The following is a 17,125-nucleotide window of genomic DNA, read 5'->3' as shown; positions in this document are numbered from 1 at the left end:
TGGTGGGTGACCTGTTCCAGGTGGTGCCGCAGTTGACCGAGGAGGTCACTGCCCGCAAGGGCTGATCTTCGTTTCCCCGCGGGCGGCTCCCTCACAGCCCGCCGCGACGGAGCCCCGTGGCGCCACCCGGCACCACGGGGGCTCCGCACGTCATTGACGGCCCGGCGAGGCACACCTAGCGTTGCTTCAACGAATTGTTGAAGCGTTGGAGGGCGGCAGATGACGCAGGACGGGACGGTCCGCACCTCGCTCGGCGACGCGGTACGCCAGGACATCGGTGCGTCCCTGGCCGGTGTCGACGCCGAACTCGCCCGCCGCTACCCCGGGGACCCGGGCACCCGGCAGCCCGTGCACACCGTCTACGTCCCCGCCGACGTCTTCGCCGCGGACACCGTGCGGACCTGGGGGGACCGCGCCCTCGCCGCCCTCGACGAGCACGCGCCGGACGCGGACTCCTTCGCCGAGGTCCTCGCCCTGCCGCCCGAGTCCGCTGCCGCCGTGCACGACCGCGTCCGCGCCAAGCTGCGGCGCGAACCCGTCGAGGACCTGCGCATCGACTTCGAGGACGGCTACGGCCCCCGGCCCGACGCGGAGGAGGACGCCGACGCGGCCGCCGCGGCACGCCTCGTCAACGCCGCCGTGACGGACGGCAGCGCGCCCCCGTACGTCGGCATCCGCATGAAGTGCCTGGAGGCGGCCGTACGGGACCGGGGGATCCGCACCCTGGACATCTTCCTCACCGGCCTCATGGACGCCGGGGAACTGCCCCGGGGGCTCGTGCTCACCCTGCCGAAGGTGACGTTCCCCCAGCAGGTCACGGCGATGGTGCGGCTGGTGGAGGAGTTCGAGAAGGCACGCGGTCCGGAAGCGGGGCGGATCGGCTTCGAGATCCAGATCGAGACGACGCAGTCCGTCCTGGGCCCCGACGGCACCGCCACCGTCGCCCGGTTCATCGACGCGGCCGAGGGCCGGCTCACGGGACTGCACTACGGCACCTTCGACTACAGCGCGGCCTGCGGGGTCAGCGCGGCCCACCAGTCGTTGGACCACCCTGTCGCGGACCACGCCAAGGCCGTCATGCAGGTGGCCGCCGCGGGGACGGGCGTCCGGCTCTCCGACGGCGCGACGAACGTCCTCCCCGTCGGGCCCACCGCGCAGGTCCACGACGCCTGGCGCCTGCACTACGGCCTCGTCCGCCGCTCCCTCGCCCGTGCCTACTACCAGGGCTGGGACATGCACCCCGGGCATCTGCCCACCCGCTACGCCGCCGTCTACGCCTTCTACCGCGAGGGCCTCCCCGCGGCGGCCGCCCGCCTCGCGGCGTACGTGGCCCGGGCCGGCGGCGACATCATGGACGAGCCCGCCACCGCCAGGGCCCTGAGCGGCTACCTCCTCCGCGGCCTCGACTGCGGCGCCGTCGACCCGGACGAGGTCACCGCCGCCGCGGGACTCTCGCGGCGCGACCTCGACGTACTGGCGGGACGCACGCGCTGACGGCGGCGCAGGATCCTGAGCCTGCTCGGGGCCCCCGATGCACGACGAGGGCTCCGGGCAGGTCCGCCGAGGCTCGTGTGCGCGCCGAACGAACCTTCAGAGCGTCGCCGCGACTGTCTGCGGCAAGAAGCCGCCGAGATCCTCCTAGGCCCACGGGCCGGTGAGCGGCCCGGTGCCGGGCCGCTCGGGACGGCCGCCGTCAGGCCATGGGCGGGAGTTCGCCCGAGCCGCGGGCGATGAGCCGGCAGGGGAGTTCGAGCCGGTCGGGCGTACCCACGGCGCCGTCGAGCCGCTGGAAGAGCAACCGTGCGGCGGTTCGGCCGAGTTGTGCCGGGTCCTGGGCGACGACGGTGATCGCGGGCCGGAGGAGGTCCGCGAGCTCGAAGTCGTCGAAGCCGACGAGCGCGACGAGCTGCGGGCGGTCGGCCAGCACCCGTACCGCGGTCACGGTGATCCGGTTGTTGCCCGCGAAGATCGCCGTGACGGGCTCCGGCCCGGCCAGCATCCGGTCGAGTTCCGAGCGCACGCGCTCCGGCACCGTCGTGCCGCAGGAGACCCAGCCGTCGTGGACGGGGAGCCCGGCGTCCGCCATGGCCTCGCGGTAGCCGCGCAGGCGCTCCGCGGCCGTGTGGATGCGGGGGAGGTCACCGATGAAGCCGATGCGCCGGTGCCCGTGGGCGATGAGGTGCGCGACGCCTTCGCGGGTGCCCCCGGCGTTGTCGCTGACGACCACGTCCGCGTTGATGCCCCCGGCGGGCCGGTCGACGAAGACCGTGGCGACCCCTGCCGCTATCTCCGGCTCCAGGTAGCGGTGGTCCTCGCTCGCCGGGACGATGACCAACCCGTCGACGCGCCGGGCGCAGAACGCCAGCACAAGTTCCTGCTCGCGTTCGGCGTCCTCCGCGCTGGACCCCGTGAACAGCAGCGTCCCGTGCGCGCGGGCGAGGTCCTCGACGGCGCGGCTGAGCGGCGAGTAGAAGGGGTCCGCGAGGTCTTCCAGGACGAGCCCGATACTGGCGGTCCGGCCCTTCCGCAGCAGGCGCGCGCTGTCGTTGCGGCGGAAGCCGAGGGCGTCGATGGCGGCCTGTACCCGGGCGATCGTGTCGTCGGTGACCCCCGGCTCCTCGTTGACGACGCGGGAGACGGTCTTCAGGCCGACACCGGCCCGAGCGGCGACGTCCTTCATGGTGGGCCGGGCGGTTCGCGGAATATCGGTCACGCCCGGATCCTATGGGCTGGACAACGTTGTCAACAAAGGGCGACACTACGCCCATGCCGTTCGAGAGCACAGCTGAACCCACCGCACCGCCGTTGCACGCCGCCGACCGGGGTCCGCTGGTCGCCGCCGTCGACGTCGGGGGCACGAAGATCGCGGGCGCCCTGGTGGATCCCCAGGGGCGGCTGCTGCTGCGCGCCCTGCGTCCGACGCGAGCCGACCGGGACGCGGAGACCGTGATGGGCTCGGTCGCCGAGGTGCTCGACGAGCTGCGCGCCGCCGCCGAGTGGCCGCGCGTCGTCGCCGTCGGCATCGGCAGCGCGGGTCCGATCGACGCCTCGCGCGGCACGGTCAGCCCGGTCAACATCGGCTCCTGGCGCGACTATCCGCTGGTGGCGGAGGTCGCCGCGCGCGTGGACGGACTGCCGGTCGTGCTGACCGGCGACGGCATGGCGATCACCGCCGCCGAGCACTGGCAGGGTGCGGCGCGCGGTCACGACAACGCCCTGTGCATGGTGGTCTCCACCGGGGTCGGCGGCGGCCTGGTCCTCGGCGGGGCGCTGCACCCCGGGCCGACCGGCAACGCGGGCCACATCGGCCACATCAGCGTGGATCTCGACGGCGACTTGTGCCCCTGCGGCGGCCGCGGCTGTGTCGAGCGGCTGGCGAGCGGGCCCAACATCGTGCGCCGCGCCCAGGAGGCGGGCTGGCTCCCGGCGGCCGGAGAGGCGGCCGACGCCGCCGCCGTGGCCCGTGCAGCCCGCGCCGGGGACGCGGTGGCGCTGGCGTCCTTCGACCGCGCCGCACAGGCGCTGGCTGCGGGCATCGCCGCGACCGCGACGCTGGTGGAGATCGACATCGCCGTGATCGGCGGAGGCGTCGCCGGCTCGGGGGCACTGCTGTTCGATCCCCTGCGTACCCATCTGCGCCGCTATGCCACGCTGTCGTTCGCGGCCGGCGTGAAGGTCGTCCCCGCGGTGCTCGGCACGGACGCGGGCCTGGTGGGCGCCGCCGCGGCTGCCGGGGAGGCGCTGGGGCTGGAGGCGTTCGGCGCGGTGCGCTGACGGCCAGGGGGTGCCCCGGCCTGGGTGCCCCGCCGCGCCCGCACGGTCCTCGTCCTCAGCTCGTGCCCGATATCAGGCCGATGGACGGGGGGACGCTTACCGCCTCCGGTGGCGGGTCGATGCCCTCCGGGCGGTCGTGCTCGCCGCCGCACCGGTGTTCCCAGTACTGCCGTTCGCCGCCTCCGCGGTCACCTGGCCCCGAGTCGGCGGTTCACGGCCCGGTTCAACCTGGAGGCCGACAAGGGCTGAGCTCGGGGTACGCGGGTTCTGAGGCCGCCGGTATGCGCCGATGGCCGGGTCTGCGCGTTTGCCGACGCCGATGATCCGGGCAATTCGTAGGGGGCTACCGGGCTACGGAAGAGGGGGCACCGTGATCGTCTGGCTCAACGGCACGTTCGGCGCGGGCAAGACCACTGCGGCACGCGAACTGCTCGATCTGCTGCCGGGAAGCGTGCTCTACGACCCGGAACTCATCGGCACCGGGCTGCGGCTCATGCTCCCCGATAAGCGGTTGGGCGAGGTCTCCGACTACCAGGACCTGCCCTGCTGGCGGCGGCTGGTGGTCGACACGGCCGCCGCGCTGCTGAGCGAGATCGGCGGCGGGCCGCTGGTCGTCCCGATGACGCTGCTGCGGCAGGAGTACCGGGACGAGATCTTCGGGGGCCTGGCCGCCCGCAGAATCGAGGTGCGGCACTTTGTGCTCGATGCTGAGGAAACGGTTCTGCGGGAGCGGATCGAGCAACGCGCGGAGATCCCGGGCGACCCCGGAGCGAGCGCCGAGGTGCGCGCCTGGTGCCTGGACCAGCTCGCCGCCTATCGCGAGGCGCTGCCCTGGCTCACCGCGGACGCCCTTGTCGTCGACACCGACGGCCTGAACCCGCGGGCCACCGCGGAGCGTGTCGCCGAGGCGATACGCGAGGGCGAGGGCGTCTGCGACATCGTGCAGACCCCGGAGCCCACGTCGGAGACGCTCGCCGCGGGCGTGCTCCTCTTCGACGAGGAGGACCGCGTGCTGCTGGTCGACCCCACCTACAAGCCCGGATGGGAGTTCCCCGGCGGGGTCGTCGAGCCCGGTGAGGCTCCCGCCCGGGCCGGGATGCGCGAGGTTGCGGAGGAGCTCGGCCTGCACCTGCCCACGGTTCCCCGTCTGCTCGTGGTCGACTGGGAACCGCCCCTGCCGCCCGGCTACGGAGGCCTGCGGCTGCTCTTCGACGGCGGCCGCCTCGGCGCCGCCGAGGCCGAGCGGCTGCTTCTGCCGGGGGCGGAACTGCGCGGCTGGCGTTTCGCCACCGAGGACGAGGCCGCCGCCATGCTCCCGCCCGTCCGGCTGACGCGCCTTCGCTGGGCTCTGCGGGCCCGTGAGCGCGCCACCGTGCTCAACCTGGAGGCGGGAGTGCCCGTGGGCGCCTGACCCGGGACGGCGCCGGGCCTGCCCGGCGCCGGAGGCCCGGCCGGGCAAGCCGACGCGAGAACGCGCCGGCGCCCGGCCGGGCCTGACCGGGACGGCTGTCAGACGGCTTTGCTCTCGGCGTAGCCGCGCAGGAACAGCGCCTCGGCGAGCGAGAGCTTCTCCAGCTCCTCCGGGGAGACGCTCTCGTTGACCGCGTGGATCTGCGCCTCGGGCTCGCTGAGCCCGATGAGCAGCATCTCCGCCTCGGGGTAGAGCGTGGCAAGGGTGTTGCACAGCGGGATGGAGCCGCCCATGCCGGCGATCTCGAGGTCCTTGCCGTAGGCGGCGCGCATGGCCTCGGCCATGGCCGAGTACGCCGGGCTGGAGGTGTCCGCGCTGAACGCCTGCCCGCTGCCGGTCTGGGTGACCTCGACGTGGGCACCCCAGGGGGCGGCCGCCTTGAGGTGGGCGATGAGGAGATCCGCGGCCTCCTGGGCGTCCACACCCGGCGGGACGCGCAGACTGACCTTGGCGGCCGCCGTGGCCTGGACGGACGGGGTGGCGCCCACGACGGGCGGGGCGTCGATGCCCAGCACGGTGACCGAGGGACGGGCCCAGACGCGGTCGGCGACCGTGCCGCCGCCCAGGAGGGAGACACCGTCGAGGACCTTGGCGTCGCCGCGGAAGTCCTCCTCCGGGTACTGCAGCCCGTCCCACGAGGCGTCCATGGCGAGCCCCTGGACCGTGGCGGCCCCGGTCTCGTCGTGAAGCGTGTGCAGGATGCGGATCAGGGCGCTGAGCGCGTCGGGCGCGGCGCCGCCGAACTGACCGGAGTGCAGGTTGCCCTGGAGCGTGCTCACCTTGACCTCGACCAGCGCCATGCCGCGCAGCGTGGCCGTGACGGTGGGCAGGCCGCAGCGGAAGTTGCCGGTGTCGCCGATGACGATCGCGTCGGCGGCGAGCAGTTCGGGGTGCTCCTCGGCGTAGCGTTCGAGGCCGCCCGTGCCCTGCTCCTCGGACCCCTCGGCGATGATCTTCACGCCGACCGGCACCCCGCCGTTGTCACGCAGCGCGCGCAGGGCCATGAGGTGCATGATCAGACCGCCCTTGCAGTCGGCCGCGCCGCGCCCGTACCACCTGCCGTCGCGCTCCGTCAGCTCGAAGGGCGGGGACAGCCAGCCCGCCTCGTCCAGCGGCGGCTGCACGTCGTAGTGCGCGTAGAGCAGCACGGTGGGCGCGCCCTCAGGGCCGGGCAGGTAGCCGTAGACCGACTGCGTGCCGTCGGGGGTGTCCAGCAGCGCGACGTCCTGGAAACCGTCCTCGGTCAGGGCGTCCGCGATCCACTGCGCGGCCTGCTCGCACTCGCTCTTCGGGAACTGCCTCGGGTCGGCCACCGAGCGGAACGCCACCAGCTCCGCCAGCTCGGCCCGGGCCCGCGGCATGAGGGCGGCGACGGTTGCGGCGAGTGGTGCGGCGGACATGGGCGCTCCTTGTGGGTGCGTGTTCGGTCGAACGCGTGGATCGTGTACAGGTGCTCGGGATCGATGGTGCCACAGTCGTGCCCGCGCACCCGCGGATTAGGATGCGCTGAGCAGGGGTGACAGCAGCCTGCGGGTCGGACGGGAGCGGGAGCACGTGAGCAGCGAGTACCAGGCGCAGGACGGCGGTTCGGCGGACGGCGCCGAGGACGCATCGGTGTGGGACGTCGTCGTGGTCGGGGCGGGGCCCGCCGGGGCGTCCGCGGCCTATGCCGCGGCCACGGCCGGACGCCGCGTCCTGCTGTTGGAGAAGGCCGAACTGCCCCGCTACAAGACGTGCGGCGGCGGCATCATCGGACCCTCCCGCGACGCCCTTCCGCCAGGCTTCGAACTTCCGCTGCAGGATCGTGTGCACGCGGTCACCTTCAGCCTCAACGGCCGCCTCACGCGGACCCGCCGGTCCCGGCACATGCTCTTCGGGCTGATCAACCGGCCCGAGTTCGACGCCCAGCTCGTCGAGGCGGCCGTCGCCGCGGGCGCCGAGCTGCGTACGGGCGCCGCCGTCTCCCGGGTCGAGCAGCACGGCACCTCCGTCCCCGACCGGCGCACGGTCGCGGTGGTGCTCGCAGGCGGCGAGACGGTGCTCGCGCGGGCGGTCGTCGGTGCCGACGGCTCCGCCAGCCGCATAGGCGCCCATGTCGGCGTCAAGATGGACCAGGTCGACCTGGGCCTTGAGGCCGAGATCCCGGTCCCCCCGGAGGTGGCCGAGGACTGGGCGGGCCGCGTACTGATCGACTGGGGCCCGTTGCCGGGCAGTTACGGCTGGGTCTTCCCGAAGGGCGAGACCCTGACGGTCGGTGTGATCTCCGCGCGCGGTGACGGCGGTGCCACCAAGCGCTATCTCGAGGAGTTCATCGGCCGGCTCGGTCTGGCCGGGTTCGAACCGAGCATCTCCTCCGGGCACCTGACGCGCTGCCGTGCCGACGACTCCCCGCTCTCCCGCGGCCGGGTGGTGGTCTGCGGCGACGCCGCGGGCCTGCTGGAGCCCTGGACCCGCGAGGGCATCTCCTTCGCCCTGCGGTCGGGCCGCCTCGCGGGCGAGTGGGCGGTGCGCATCTCCGAGTCGCACGACGCGGTCGACGCCCGGCGCCAGGCGCTCAACTACGCGTTCGCGGTCAAGGCCGGACTCGGGGTGGAGATGGGGGTGGGCCGACGCATGCTCGGCATCTTCGAGAAGCGCCCCGGTCTGCTGCATGCCGCCCTCACCACCCTCCCGCCGGCGTGGAACACCTTCGCCCGCATCACTCGCGGTTCGACCTCGCTCGCCGAGATCGTTCGCACCCATCCGCTGGCCCGTCGTGCGCTAGAGTCTTTCGACCGCTCCTGATCTTCATCTGTCCATCTACTGCCTGCCTTAAAGAGGGTGTTGAGGGGCAGACACCTTCTTGGAGGTAGCCCTGACATGCCGTTGAGGAATGAAGAAGGCCGACTGCCCTGGTGGGCCCGGTGGTTGACCGGGCTCATAGTGCTGGCGGGCCTGCTGCTGCTGGTCGCCAAAGCCGACCTGATACCCGGCCTGCCCAACCCGTTCGCCGAGGAGACCCACGACCGCACCGGCCCGGTGGTGCTCAAGGCGATCCAGGACATGAACCGCTTCGAGGGAGCCAGCGGCGACTTCCAGGTCGTCGTCGACCTGGAGAAGGACGCCAAGTTCCTCCCCGACGCCGTGCGCGGCCGGCGCACGCTCTACGTCGGCGCAGGCAGCGTCGACGCCTATGTGGACCTCGGGGATGTGGGCCCTAAGGGCGTCGAGATCACCGACGACCGCAAGTCGGCGGTGCTGACCCTGCCGCACGCCCAGTTGGAGCGCACCTCGCTCGACCCCGACCGTTCCTACATCGTCGCCGAGGAGCGGGGCTTCTTCGACCGTCTTGGCGACTTCTTCTCCTCGCACCCCAATGACGAGCAGCAGATCCAGCAGCTGGCAGCGAAGAAGATCCAGGACGCGGCCAAGCAGACGGAGCTGGCGAAGCGGGCGGAGACCAACACCCGCGCCATGCTGGAGCGTCTGCTGATCTCGCTAGGGTTCGAGAAGGTGGAGGTCCGGTTCAGCTGACGGCCGTGATCCGGAAGACGGGGTGCTTGGGGGCTATCGCGCGCAGCTCCTCGTCGGTGGAATCGGGCCCGACGCCTCCGAAGAACACGCCGACCTCCGCCTTCCAGCGCTTGAGGTAGGCACGCAGCACCTCGGGCTTGACATCGTCGGCCACCTCGGTGGCGGTGAACTCCTCCACGTTCTTGCCCAGCAGGAGTTGACCGCCACCGGCGGCCCGCATGTTGTGGGTCCACTGGACGTGGCCGCGGGGAGCGACGAGGAAGCGCTCCCCGTCCACGGTGAGCAGGTTCACCGGCGTACGGCGCCATTCCCCGCTCTTGCGGCCCTTGACCGCCAGCACGCGCGAACCCCACACGCTCAGACCGCGCCGGGTGAGCCAGGCGACGAAGCGGTTGAAGACGTGGACGGTGAACCAACCCGGCTTCATGACGTGCTCGGACACGGTGACTCCTCCGAAAAGTGTGAGCGGTGCTCTCGTCTGAGAACAGTGTGCAGCAGTCGGTGAGGCAAAAGCAAGAGCACTGCTCTGAATCTTGGTCGATCTCTCCGATCCGTTTACACTGATCCGCATGGGTGTGATCAAGACGGCCAGGGAACGGGCTCGCGGCGAAGTGACCGCCGCCATCAAGGAAGAAGCGCGCCGGCAACTCGCCGACGAGGGAGCCGCGCGTCTGTCGCTCCGCTCGGTGGCCCGGGAGCTGGGCATGGTCTCCTCGGCCCTCTACCGCTACTTCCCCAACCGGGACGTGCTGCTCACCGCGCTGATCGTCGACGCTTACGACGCCGTCGGCGCCGCCGCCGAGACCGCGTTCGAGGGCGTGGGGGACGCCGACCCCGTCACGAGCTGGACCGTCGTCGGCCGTGCCGTGCGCGGCTGGGCGCTGGAACATCCCCATGAGTACGCCCTGATCTACGGCTCTCCGGTGCCCGGCTACAACGCCCCGCTCGACACCATCGGCCCGGCTTCCCGGGTCGCGCTCGTGCTCCTCACGGTGGCGGAAAGGGCCCACGCCACCGGCCGGCTCGCCCTGCCCGCGCCGGACGCGCCGATCAGCGAAGGGGTGCGCGCCGACGCCTGGCGGCTCGTCAAGGATCTGGACCAGGACCTGCCACCGCAGGCGCTCCCGGCGCTGATCGCCGCATGGGCCCAGCTCTTCGGCCTCATCGGCTTCGAGCTCTTCGGCCAGTTCAACAATGTCGTCGAGGCGCGGGACGAGTTCTTCGACCACGCGATGGCGGCTCTGGCGCACCAGGCCGGTCTGCGCAGCGACCCCGTACTCCCGGGGGAGTAGACGAGGTCACCGCCGTGATCGGACGCCGACCCCCGGCCCGCCGTTCTAGCGTGGCGGCATGAGCGACGACGAAGCCGGACACACGCCGTCCGGCGGCAGCCTCCGCCGGCGTCCGCCGTGGGCCCGCCAGGACGACCCGCGGCGCGGCGGCGGGGACGGCCTGCCGCGCCGCCCCTGGATCGCGTCGGTCGTCCTCGCGTTCGTCCAGGTGGTCGGCACGACCGCCGCTTCGCACAACGGCACCGGTCATGTCCCGCTGGACCACTTCGGCTACCCGCTGCTGCTCGCGGGCCCCATCGCCCTGCTGTGGCGCCGGCGCGCGCCCGTCGTGGTCGCCGCCGTCGTGTCCGCGGTGACGCTGGTCTACCTCGCCGCGGGCTACGCCTACGGGCCGGTCTTCCTCAGCGTCGTCGCCGCCTACTTCTCGGCTGTGGCCGCCGGGCGGCGCCGTTCCGTCTTCGTCGTGGCGGCCTGCCTTTACACGGCCTACGTGCTCGTCACGTTGTGGCTCTACCGCTATCTGCCGCCCAGCGGGGACCACCGGGCCTCATGGGCGCAGGTGTCCGGCGCGGCGGCGTGGCTGCTGGCCATCCTCGCCGTGGCCGAGCTGTGGCGGCTGCGCCGCGAGAGCTATGTGCGCGAGCGACGGGAACGGGCCGAGGAGGCCCGCCGGCGGGCCGACGAGGAGCGGTTGCGGATCGCCCGTGAACTCCACGACGTCCTGGCGCACAGCATCTCGGTGATCAATGTGCAGGCGGGTGTCGCCCTCGCGCTCATGGACGAACGCCCCGAACAGGCACGCCAGGCCCTCACGACCATCAAGGCTGCCAGCAAGGAGGCGCTCGGCGAGGTCCGCCAGGTCCTCGGCACGCTCCGGGCGCCGGGAGAGGCGCCCCGGTCGCCGGCGCCGGGCCTGGACCGCCTGCCGGAACTGCTGGAACAGGCGGCCGGCGCCGGACTCGGCGTCGAAGTGACGCGCGAGGGAACCGCCGTCCCCCTGCCTCCCGGCGTCGACCTCGCGGCCTTCCGCATTGTCCAGGAGGCGCTGACCAACATCATCCGGCACTCGGGGTCGCGCGGGGCGCGGCTCACGATCGTCCATCGCGCGCGCGAGATCGAACTGTGCGTCGTCGACGACGGCCCCGCCACGGCGACCGCCGCGCCGTCCCAGGAGGCCGGTGGCGGCAACGGGCTGCTCGGCATGCGGGAACGCGCCGCCGCGCTGGGCGGCGACGTGGCGGCGGGCCCCCGTCCGGGCGGCGGCTTCCGGGTGCTGGCCCGGCTGCCCTTCGACACCGTCGCGGCGCCGGCCGTCCACGACAAGGAGATCAGATGATCCGGGTGGTGCTCGCCGACGACCAGGTGCTGGTGCGCGCCGGATTCGCCGCACTGCTGGACGCCCAGCCCGACATCGAGGTCGTCGGGGAGGCCCCCGACGGCTCGGAGGCCGTCCGACTGGTGCGCGAACTGGCCCCGGACGCCGTGCTGATGGACATCCGCATGCCGGTCATGGACGGCTTGGAGGCCACCCGCCGGATCACCGAGGACCGGGCGCTCGCGCAGGTCAAGGTGGTCATCCTCACCACCTTCGAGCTGGACGAGTACGTCTTCGAGGCCATCCGGGCCGGTGCCTCGGGCTTCCTGGTCAAGGACACCGAGCCCGAGGAACTGGTGCGCGCGGTCCGGGCGGTGGTGGACGGCGACGCGCTGCTCTCGCCGGGGGTGACCCGGCGCCTGATCGCGGAGTTCGCGGCCCGCTCCAAGGCACCCGCGGCCGCGACGGAGCTGGAACGGCTCACCGAGCGCGAACGGGAGGTGATGGCCCTGGTGGGGATCGGGCTGTCGAACGAGGAGATCGCCCGTCGCCTGGTGGTCAGCCCGCTGACCGCCAAGACGCACGTCAGCCGGACCATGGTCAAGCTCGGCGCCCGCGACCGGGCCCAACTGGTGGTCCTGGCCTACGAGTCCGGCCTGGTACGGCCCGGCTGGCTCGGTTAGGCCGTCCGGACCCGCGCCCCCGTTCGCCGCGCGGGTCCGGACGGTGTTCCGGGCGTCAGTCGCCCACGGAGACCCGCTCGGCCCCGGCGGCCTTCCGCGAGCCGTCGGAGGAGGCGACGACGAACCCGTACGAGGCCCGGCGGCGCAGCCCGGTCAGCGTGATCAGCAGACCGGCCAGCGCGATGACGCTGACGACGACCAGTCCGGGCCGGAAGCTGTCGAGCACCGCCTGCGGAGTGGCGGGGTCGTGCCCGCCGCCCGCGGTGATCGCCGCCGTCACGACGGCCAGGAAGATCGCGCCGCCCACCTGGAACGAGGTGTTGAGCAGTCCGGAGACCATGCCCTGCTCCTCGTCGCGCACGCCGTTGGTGGCCTGGATGTTGAGCGACGGGAAGACCAGCGCGCAGGCCGCGCCGAGCAGCAGCATCGAGGGCAGGATGACCGCGGCGTAGTCCGGGGACAGGTCGATCCGCAGGAAGAGCGCATAGCCGACGAAGAGCAGGGTGAACCCCGTGGCGATCACGCGGGGTGTGCCGAAGCGGTCCACCAGCGGCCCGATGCGCGTCGAGGCGAGAGCGACGAGGCCGCCCGCGGGAAGGAAGGCGAGCGCCGTCTGCAGCGCGGACCATCCGAGCAGGGACTGCATGTACTGGGTGACGAGGAACTGGAAGCCCACGTAGGAGCCGAAGAACGCGGCGCCTCCGAGGTTGGCACGGATCTGCTGCGGCGAGCGCAGGACGCCCAGCCGGATCAGCGGGTGGCTGCTGCGGTGCTCGATGACGACGAACGCGGTGAGCAGGACGGCGACGGCGGCGAAGGAGAGCAGGGTGCGCGCCGAACTCCAGCCCGCCTCGGGCGCGGATACAACCGTGTAGACGAGGAGCAGCATCGAGGTCGTGCCGGTGAGGGCGCCGGGCAGGTCGTAGCCCCGGCCCGCGCCCTTCTCGCGCGGACTCGACGGGATCAGGCGCAGTCCCGCGACGAGCGCCAGGATCGCGACGGGGGCGGGCAGCAGCATGGTCCAGCGCCACCCCACCTCGGTGAGCAGCCCGGAGAGCACCAGGCCCATCGAGAAGCCGGTCGCGCCGCAGGTGGTGTAGATGCTGAGGGCCCGGTTGCGGACCGGGCCCTCCGGGAACGTCGTGGTGATGATCGACAGTCCGGCGGGGGCGGTGAACGCGGCGCTCAGGCCCTTGATGAAGCGGGTGGCGATGAGCAGTTCGCCGGAGTCGACGAGGCCGCCCAGCAGGGAGGCGGCGGCGAACACGCCCAGCGCGATCAGGAAGACCCGGCGCCGGCCGAGCAGGTCGGCGGCGCGGCCGCCGAGGAGCAGCAGGCCCCCGTAGCCGAGGATGTAGCCGCTGACGACCCATTGCAGGGACGAGGTGGTCAGATCGAGGTCCTGGGCGATCGACGGCAGGGCCACGCCGACCATCGAGACGTCCAGGGCGTCGAGGAAGAGCGCGGCGCAGAGCACGAGCAGGGTGCCCCACTGGCGAGCGCTCCAGCGGCCTTCCGTACCGGGGACGGTGGTGTCGGGAGAGGTCATGCCGAGGAGACTACATGCACATGCATCAAATGCAAATGCATTTAATGTGTGTACATCGAATGGTGGAATTCTGCTATCCTGCGCGCATGACCGGCGTGAAAAGTGAGCATGTGCTCGTGGAGCGGTGGCGGGAGGTCCTTGCCCTGCACGCGCGGACCGCGTGCGAGCTCGACCGCGAACTGCACCAGCTGGGCCTCGGCGCGAGCGACTTCGAGGTGCTCGACATCCTCGCGGAGGGCGGCCCGGAGGAGGACTGCACCTTCCGCGTCCAGGAGCTCGCCGACCGCGTTCACCTGAGCCAGAGCGCGCTGTCCCGCCTGGTCGGCCGGCTGGAGAAGGAAGGGCTGGTCAGCCGGGGGATCTGCAGTGAGGACAGGCGGGGAGTCCGGGTCGGGCTGACGGACGCCGGGCGCGTGCGCCACGAAGAGGCCAGGCCCCTCCAGCGTGCCGTCCTGGAGCGGATCCTCGGTGAGTCCTGACCCTCGGCGGGTCTGCCTGGGCGGTTCCCGGGCGTTCAGCGGGCGGCGGGCTTGCGTCGCACGTAGAGCTGCTTGCGCACCTTGGCGACGGTCGTGCCGTCGGCGGCGACGACGTCGTTCTCGAACCACATCAGCGCCTTGTCGCCGTCCGCGGTGAGGGCGCGCATCTCGTCCAGACGGTCCTCGGTGAGCTTGAAGTCGGCGAACACGTCACCGCGGCCGGGCGAGACGAAGTCGATCTCGGCGGCGCGGTGCCACACCAGGTAGTCCCGGCCGAGGCGGTTCATCGCCAGCAGCATCCAGAACGGGTCGGCCATCGAGAAGAGCGAGCCGCCGAAGTGGGTGCCCACGTAGTTGCGGTTGAACCGGTGCAGGCGCAGCCGCACCCGGGCCGAACTCCAGTCGTCGGCGATGTCGAGCACCCGGATGCCCGCGAAGAGGTAGGGCGGCCACCAGTTGATCGCGCGGCGAAGGGTCGCGGGTGCGAGGGAGCGTCGTGCCATGGGGTGACGGTAGCACGCGAAGTTACTCGTCGGTAATGCGGCGCCTGCCGGCGTCCGTCAGGTGACGGCCCCCGTGCGCCGCCACAGCGCCACCAGCGAAATGTCGCCGCTGACCTGGAGCTTCTCGTACGGAGCCCGGTTCCACAGGGCGAGATACAGGTCGGCGGCGGTGCCGCTCACCGTGCAGTCCGCGGCCCCCTCGCCCGCCTGCTCGACCACCAGGGGTTCCGCGGAGAGGCGGGCCAGCCAGTCCGCCCGCCCCTCCGGCAGGTCGACCGCGCGGACCCGGAGCGTCCCCGGGGCCTCGGTACGTACCCGGCTCTTCGGCCGCGTGTGGAAGCCCGTCAGCAGCTCGTCGATGCCGTCGGCAGCGAAGGCGGGGTCGACGGGGGAGGGGGCGCGGCCCGCCGCGATCTCCGCGTCGACGCGGTGCACGGCCGTCTCGTGCGCCTGCCGCCGGGCCCAGAAGCCGAGCGGGGAATCGGCCCGCAGGAAGTACCAGCACTCCAGGTCCTGCGGGGCGGTCTCCAGCGCGGTCACGAGCCGCTCGTGCCCGTCCCTGAACCAGCCGAGCAACTCCCGGTCGTCCGCCGGAGTCTCGGCCGTGATCGGCTCCGGCCGCATCCGTCCCTCGGCGACGAACCGGGTCGCCCAGCGGTGCACGGTCCCCTGATGGCGGACCAGGTCGCGCACCCGCCAGTCCGGGCACGGCGGCACGGCGGCGTCCAGACCGGCACGCTCGGCGGCGTCCGCCAGCAGCGTGCCGTTCCGCCGGAGCGTCTCGATGAACTCGGCAGTCTCCATGACGCGATTGTGGCACCGGGGTCGGACAACGGGGCTCCGCACGACGGTCAGCGCGGCTGCGGACGTCGCTTCCTGGCCCGTGCGACGATCCCCAGCACCACGGCGTTCAGCACGGCCGCGAGCAGCGCGGCGAGGACGGCGGTCCACCAGCCGCCCCAGCCGTACGCGGCGTCGGCCGCGTCCTGCCCGCCTGCGGCGGCGAGCAACCGCCAGAACATGGGCATCCAGGGCAGGGTCAGCAGCACGAGCCAGACCCCGGACAGCGTCGCGTCCTCGTGCGAGACGAAGGCCGTGTCGACCAGCAGGAACACCAAAGCCGCGGCCACCAGGCCCAAGTACACGCGCGAGAGGCGCTCTCGGTACACCGACCGGGCCGCTGCCCGGAGCCGGTGAGGAATCGACATGTCTCCTCCAGGCGGCTGCGCGCGATCCACAGAGCCCACCACGATGGCTCTGCCGGCGGCCCCGTGGGTGGAGATGATGCGTCAGTTTCCGTCGGATCCCGCGAGGTGCCGCGCCGCGCCCGCGATGGCGGCGGCCGTCGCGGCGAGCGCGGCGACCGTGGTCAGCGCGACGGGCAGGCCGAAGGCGTCGGTGAGGAAGCCGATCGCCGGCGGACCCAGCAGGAAACCGCCGTACCCCAGCGTCGAGGCCGTCGCCACGCCGCTCGGCCCGCCCAGGGCGCCTGCCCGGGCGATCGCCACGGGAAAGATGTTGGCCAGGCCGAGGCCGGTCAGCGCGAACCCCGTCAGCACCAGCCACACCGCCGGTGCGAGGGCCGCGACCAGCATGCCGGCGCAGGCCGTCAGCCCGCCCATGACGACCGCGCGCGTCGGTCCGAGGCGCATCAGCAGGGCCGTTCCCGACAGGCGGCCGACCGTCATGGCGAGCGTCACCGCGGCGTAGCCCGCCGCGGCCAGGGCGGGTCCGGTGTGCAGATCGTCCTGAAGGTGCAGCGGGCCCCACTCGGCGAGCGCGCCCTCGCCGTAGGCCGTGCAGAGGGCGATCAGCCCGAACACCGCGACCGGCCACGCCGTGCGCGCGCGAGATCCCTTCGCGCCGGGCGTGTCGCGTGTGCCCGTCGCCGTTGCGCCTGAGGGGGTTTCCGCAGGTCCCGCCGGGGTGTACGCGAGCAGTGCCCGCCCGAGGAGCGCCGTTGCCGCCAGGCCGAACGCCGCGACCGCGTACAGGTGCTGCGTCGGCGTCAGATGAGTGGCCAGCGGGCCGCCCACGGAGGCACCGATCAACCCGCCCAGGCTGTACGCCGCGTGGAAACCCGGCATGATGGGGCGCCGCAACGCGGCCACCACGTCGACCGCGAGGCTGTTCATCGCCACATTCATGCCGCCGAAGCCCACGCCGAGGAGCAGCAGCACCAGGCCCAGGGCCAGAGGGGAGTGGGTCATCGGGGGCAGCGCCACGCTCAGTGACAGAACGACGGCCGTGGCGATCGTGACCGGGCCCGCGCCGAAGCGCCGGCACAGCCGGCCGCTCGGGATCATCGTTCCCAGGGCGCCCGCCGACACGCCGAGCAGTGCGAGGCCGAGCGCCCCGGCGGACGCGCCCACCTGCTCCTTGACCGCCGGGATGCGCACCACCCAGCCGGCGAAGACGAAGCCGTCGAGGGCGAAGAAGGCCGTCAGCGCGATGCGCAGCCGTCGAAGAGGGGCCGGGGTGGGGATGTGATCTTGCCCGGCGAGTACGCTCCGTATTTTGTTTACGCTCGGCACAAAGTGAGAATA

The 17,125-nt window shown here is 72.6% G+C and carries 17 protein-coding genes; 9 read left to right on the top strand and 8 right to left on the bottom strand.

The window, feature by feature from the left end; genetic code table 11:
• The first annotated feature begins 219 nt into the window (after window positions 1-219).
• Window positions 220-1,494, top strand: coding sequence for a DUF6986 family protein (locus ACIP64_RS32950; RefSeq protein ID WP_401594024.1), 1,275 nt, complete (start codon window positions 220-222; stop codon window positions 1,492-1,494).
• A 199-nt stretch (window positions 1,495-1,693) separates the two neighbouring features.
• Here the strand turns inward: ACIP64_RS32950 and ACIP64_RS32945 are convergent, their stop codons facing one another.
• Window positions 1,694-2,680 (bottom strand): LacI family DNA-binding transcriptional regulator, encoded by a 987-nt coding sequence (locus ACIP64_RS32945; protein WP_401594031.1) that lies wholly within the window; start codon window positions 2,678-2,680, stop codon window positions 1,694-1,696.
• Window positions 2,681-2,766: 86 nt separating this feature from the next.
• Here ACIP64_RS32945 and ACIP64_RS32940 point away from each other — a divergent pair, with 86 nt between their 5' ends.
• Together ACIP64_RS32940 and ACIP64_RS32935 are read left to right on the top strand one after the other, a co-directional pair.
• Window positions 2,767-3,774, top strand: a complete 1,008-nt coding sequence (locus ACIP64_RS32940; RefSeq protein WP_401594022.1) for an ROK family protein — start codon at window positions 2,767-2,769, stop codon at window positions 3,772-3,774.
• Window positions 3,775-4,144: 370 nt separating this feature from the next.
• Window positions 4,145-5,185, top strand: a complete 1,041-nt coding sequence (locus ACIP64_RS32935; protein ID WP_401594019.1) for an NUDIX domain-containing protein — start codon at window positions 4,145-4,147, stop codon at window positions 5,183-5,185.
• A 98-nt stretch (window positions 5,186-5,283) separates the two neighbouring features.
• Here ACIP64_RS32935 and ACIP64_RS32930 read toward each other — a convergent pair whose 3' ends face one another.
• Complete coding sequence (locus ACIP64_RS32930) at window positions 5,284-6,645, bottom strand: dipeptidase (RefSeq protein ID WP_401594016.1); 1,362 nt, start codon at window positions 6,643-6,645, stop codon at window positions 5,284-5,286.
• A 154-nt stretch (window positions 6,646-6,799) separates the two neighbouring features.
• Here ACIP64_RS32930 and ACIP64_RS32925 point away from each other — a divergent pair, with 154 nt between their 5' ends.
• Both ACIP64_RS32925 and ACIP64_RS32920 read left to right on the top strand, forming a co-directional pair.
• Window positions 6,800-8,029, top strand: coding sequence for a geranylgeranyl reductase family protein (locus ACIP64_RS32925; protein WP_401594013.1), 1,230 nt, complete (start codon window positions 6,800-6,802; stop codon window positions 8,027-8,029).
• Between the two features lie 75 nt (window positions 8,030-8,104).
• On the top strand, window positions 8,105-8,758 hold the full coding sequence (locus ACIP64_RS32920; RefSeq protein ID WP_401594010.1) for a DUF4230 domain-containing protein: 654 nt from the start codon (window positions 8,105-8,107) through the stop codon (window positions 8,756-8,758).
• Here ACIP64_RS32920 and ACIP64_RS32915 read toward each other — a convergent pair.
• On the bottom strand, window positions 8,751-9,200 hold the full coding sequence (locus ACIP64_RS32915) for a nitroreductase family deazaflavin-dependent oxidoreductase (RefSeq protein WP_401594008.1): 450 nt from the start codon (window positions 9,198-9,200) through the stop codon (window positions 8,751-8,753). The two genes, ACIP64_RS32920 and ACIP64_RS32915, sit on opposite strands and share 8 nt — an antisense overlap.
• Window positions 9,201-9,327: 127 nt before the next feature.
• Between ACIP64_RS32915 and ACIP64_RS32910 the strand changes: the two genes are divergently transcribed.
• The 3 genes from ACIP64_RS32910 to ACIP64_RS32900 are packed head-to-tail and all read left to right on the top strand — an operon-like array spanning window position 9,328 to window position 12,048.
• The gene (locus tag ACIP64_RS32910; protein WP_401594005.1) at window positions 9,328-10,050 is read left to right on the top strand and encodes a TetR/AcrR family transcriptional regulator; all 723 of its coding nucleotides are present in this window, start codon (window positions 9,328-9,330) and stop codon (window positions 10,048-10,050) included.
• A 58-nt stretch (window positions 10,051-10,108) separates the two neighbouring features.
• Window positions 10,109-11,386 carry a sensor histidine kinase gene (locus tag ACIP64_RS32905; protein ID WP_401594003.1) on the top strand — a complete coding sequence of 426 codons (1,278 nt, stop codon included), beginning with the start codon at window positions 10,109-10,111 and terminating at the stop codon, window positions 11,384-11,386.
• On the top strand, window positions 11,383-12,048 hold the full coding sequence (locus ACIP64_RS32900; RefSeq protein ID WP_401594001.1) for a response regulator: 666 nt from the start codon (window positions 11,383-11,385) through the stop codon (window positions 12,046-12,048). Before ACIP64_RS32905 ends, ACIP64_RS32900 begins: the two co-directional genes overlap by 4 nt.
• A gap of 55 nt (window positions 12,049-12,103) precedes the next feature.
• Here the strand turns inward: ACIP64_RS32900 and ACIP64_RS32895 are convergent, their stop codons facing one another.
• Entirely contained in the window at window positions 12,104-13,597 is a 1,494-nt protein-coding gene (locus ACIP64_RS32895; RefSeq protein WP_401593999.1) for an MFS transporter, read from the bottom strand.
• 86 nt (window positions 13,598-13,683) lie between these two features.
• Between ACIP64_RS32895 and ACIP64_RS32890 the strand changes: the two genes are divergently transcribed.
• Window positions 13,684-14,076 (top strand): MarR family winged helix-turn-helix transcriptional regulator, encoded by a 393-nt coding sequence (locus ACIP64_RS32890; protein ID WP_401593996.1) that lies wholly within the window; start codon window positions 13,684-13,686, stop codon window positions 14,074-14,076.
• 35 nt (window positions 14,077-14,111) lie between these two features.
• On the opposite strand, the gene ACIP64_RS32885 is transcribed toward ACIP64_RS32890, so the two are convergent.
• The 4 genes from ACIP64_RS32885 to ACIP64_RS32870 form a co-directional block, all read right to left on the bottom strand.
• Window positions 14,112-14,579 carry a DUF4442 domain-containing protein gene (locus ACIP64_RS32885; protein WP_401593993.1) on the bottom strand — a complete coding sequence of 156 codons (468 nt, stop codon included), beginning with the start codon at window positions 14,577-14,579 and terminating at the stop codon, window positions 14,112-14,114.
• Between the two features lie 57 nt (window positions 14,580-14,636).
• Window positions 14,637-15,383 carry a maleylpyruvate isomerase family mycothiol-dependent enzyme gene (locus tag ACIP64_RS32880; protein ID WP_401593991.1) on the bottom strand — a complete coding sequence of 249 codons (747 nt, stop codon included), beginning with the start codon at window positions 15,381-15,383 and terminating at the stop codon, window positions 14,637-14,639.
• Window positions 15,384-15,430: 47 nt separating this feature from the next.
• Window positions 15,431-15,787 (bottom strand): SCO4225 family membrane protein, encoded by a 357-nt coding sequence (locus ACIP64_RS32875; protein ID WP_401593988.1) that lies wholly within the window; start codon window positions 15,785-15,787, stop codon window positions 15,431-15,433.
• An 81-nt stretch (window positions 15,788-15,868) separates the two neighbouring features.
• Window positions 15,869-17,113 (bottom strand): MFS transporter, encoded by a 1,245-nt coding sequence (locus tag ACIP64_RS32870; RefSeq protein WP_401593986.1) that lies wholly within the window; start codon window positions 17,111-17,113, stop codon window positions 15,869-15,871.
• Window positions 17,114-17,125: the final 12 nt, after the last annotated feature.

The organism is Streptomyces sp. NPDC088733 (assembly GCF_044751185.1).
Classification (GTDB): Bacteria; Actinomycetota; Actinomycetes; order Streptomycetales; family Streptomycetaceae; genus Actinacidiphila.
The sequence above is the reverse complement of the archived record's forward strand: the minus strand, read 5'-3'. Positions and strand labels throughout refer to the sequence as shown.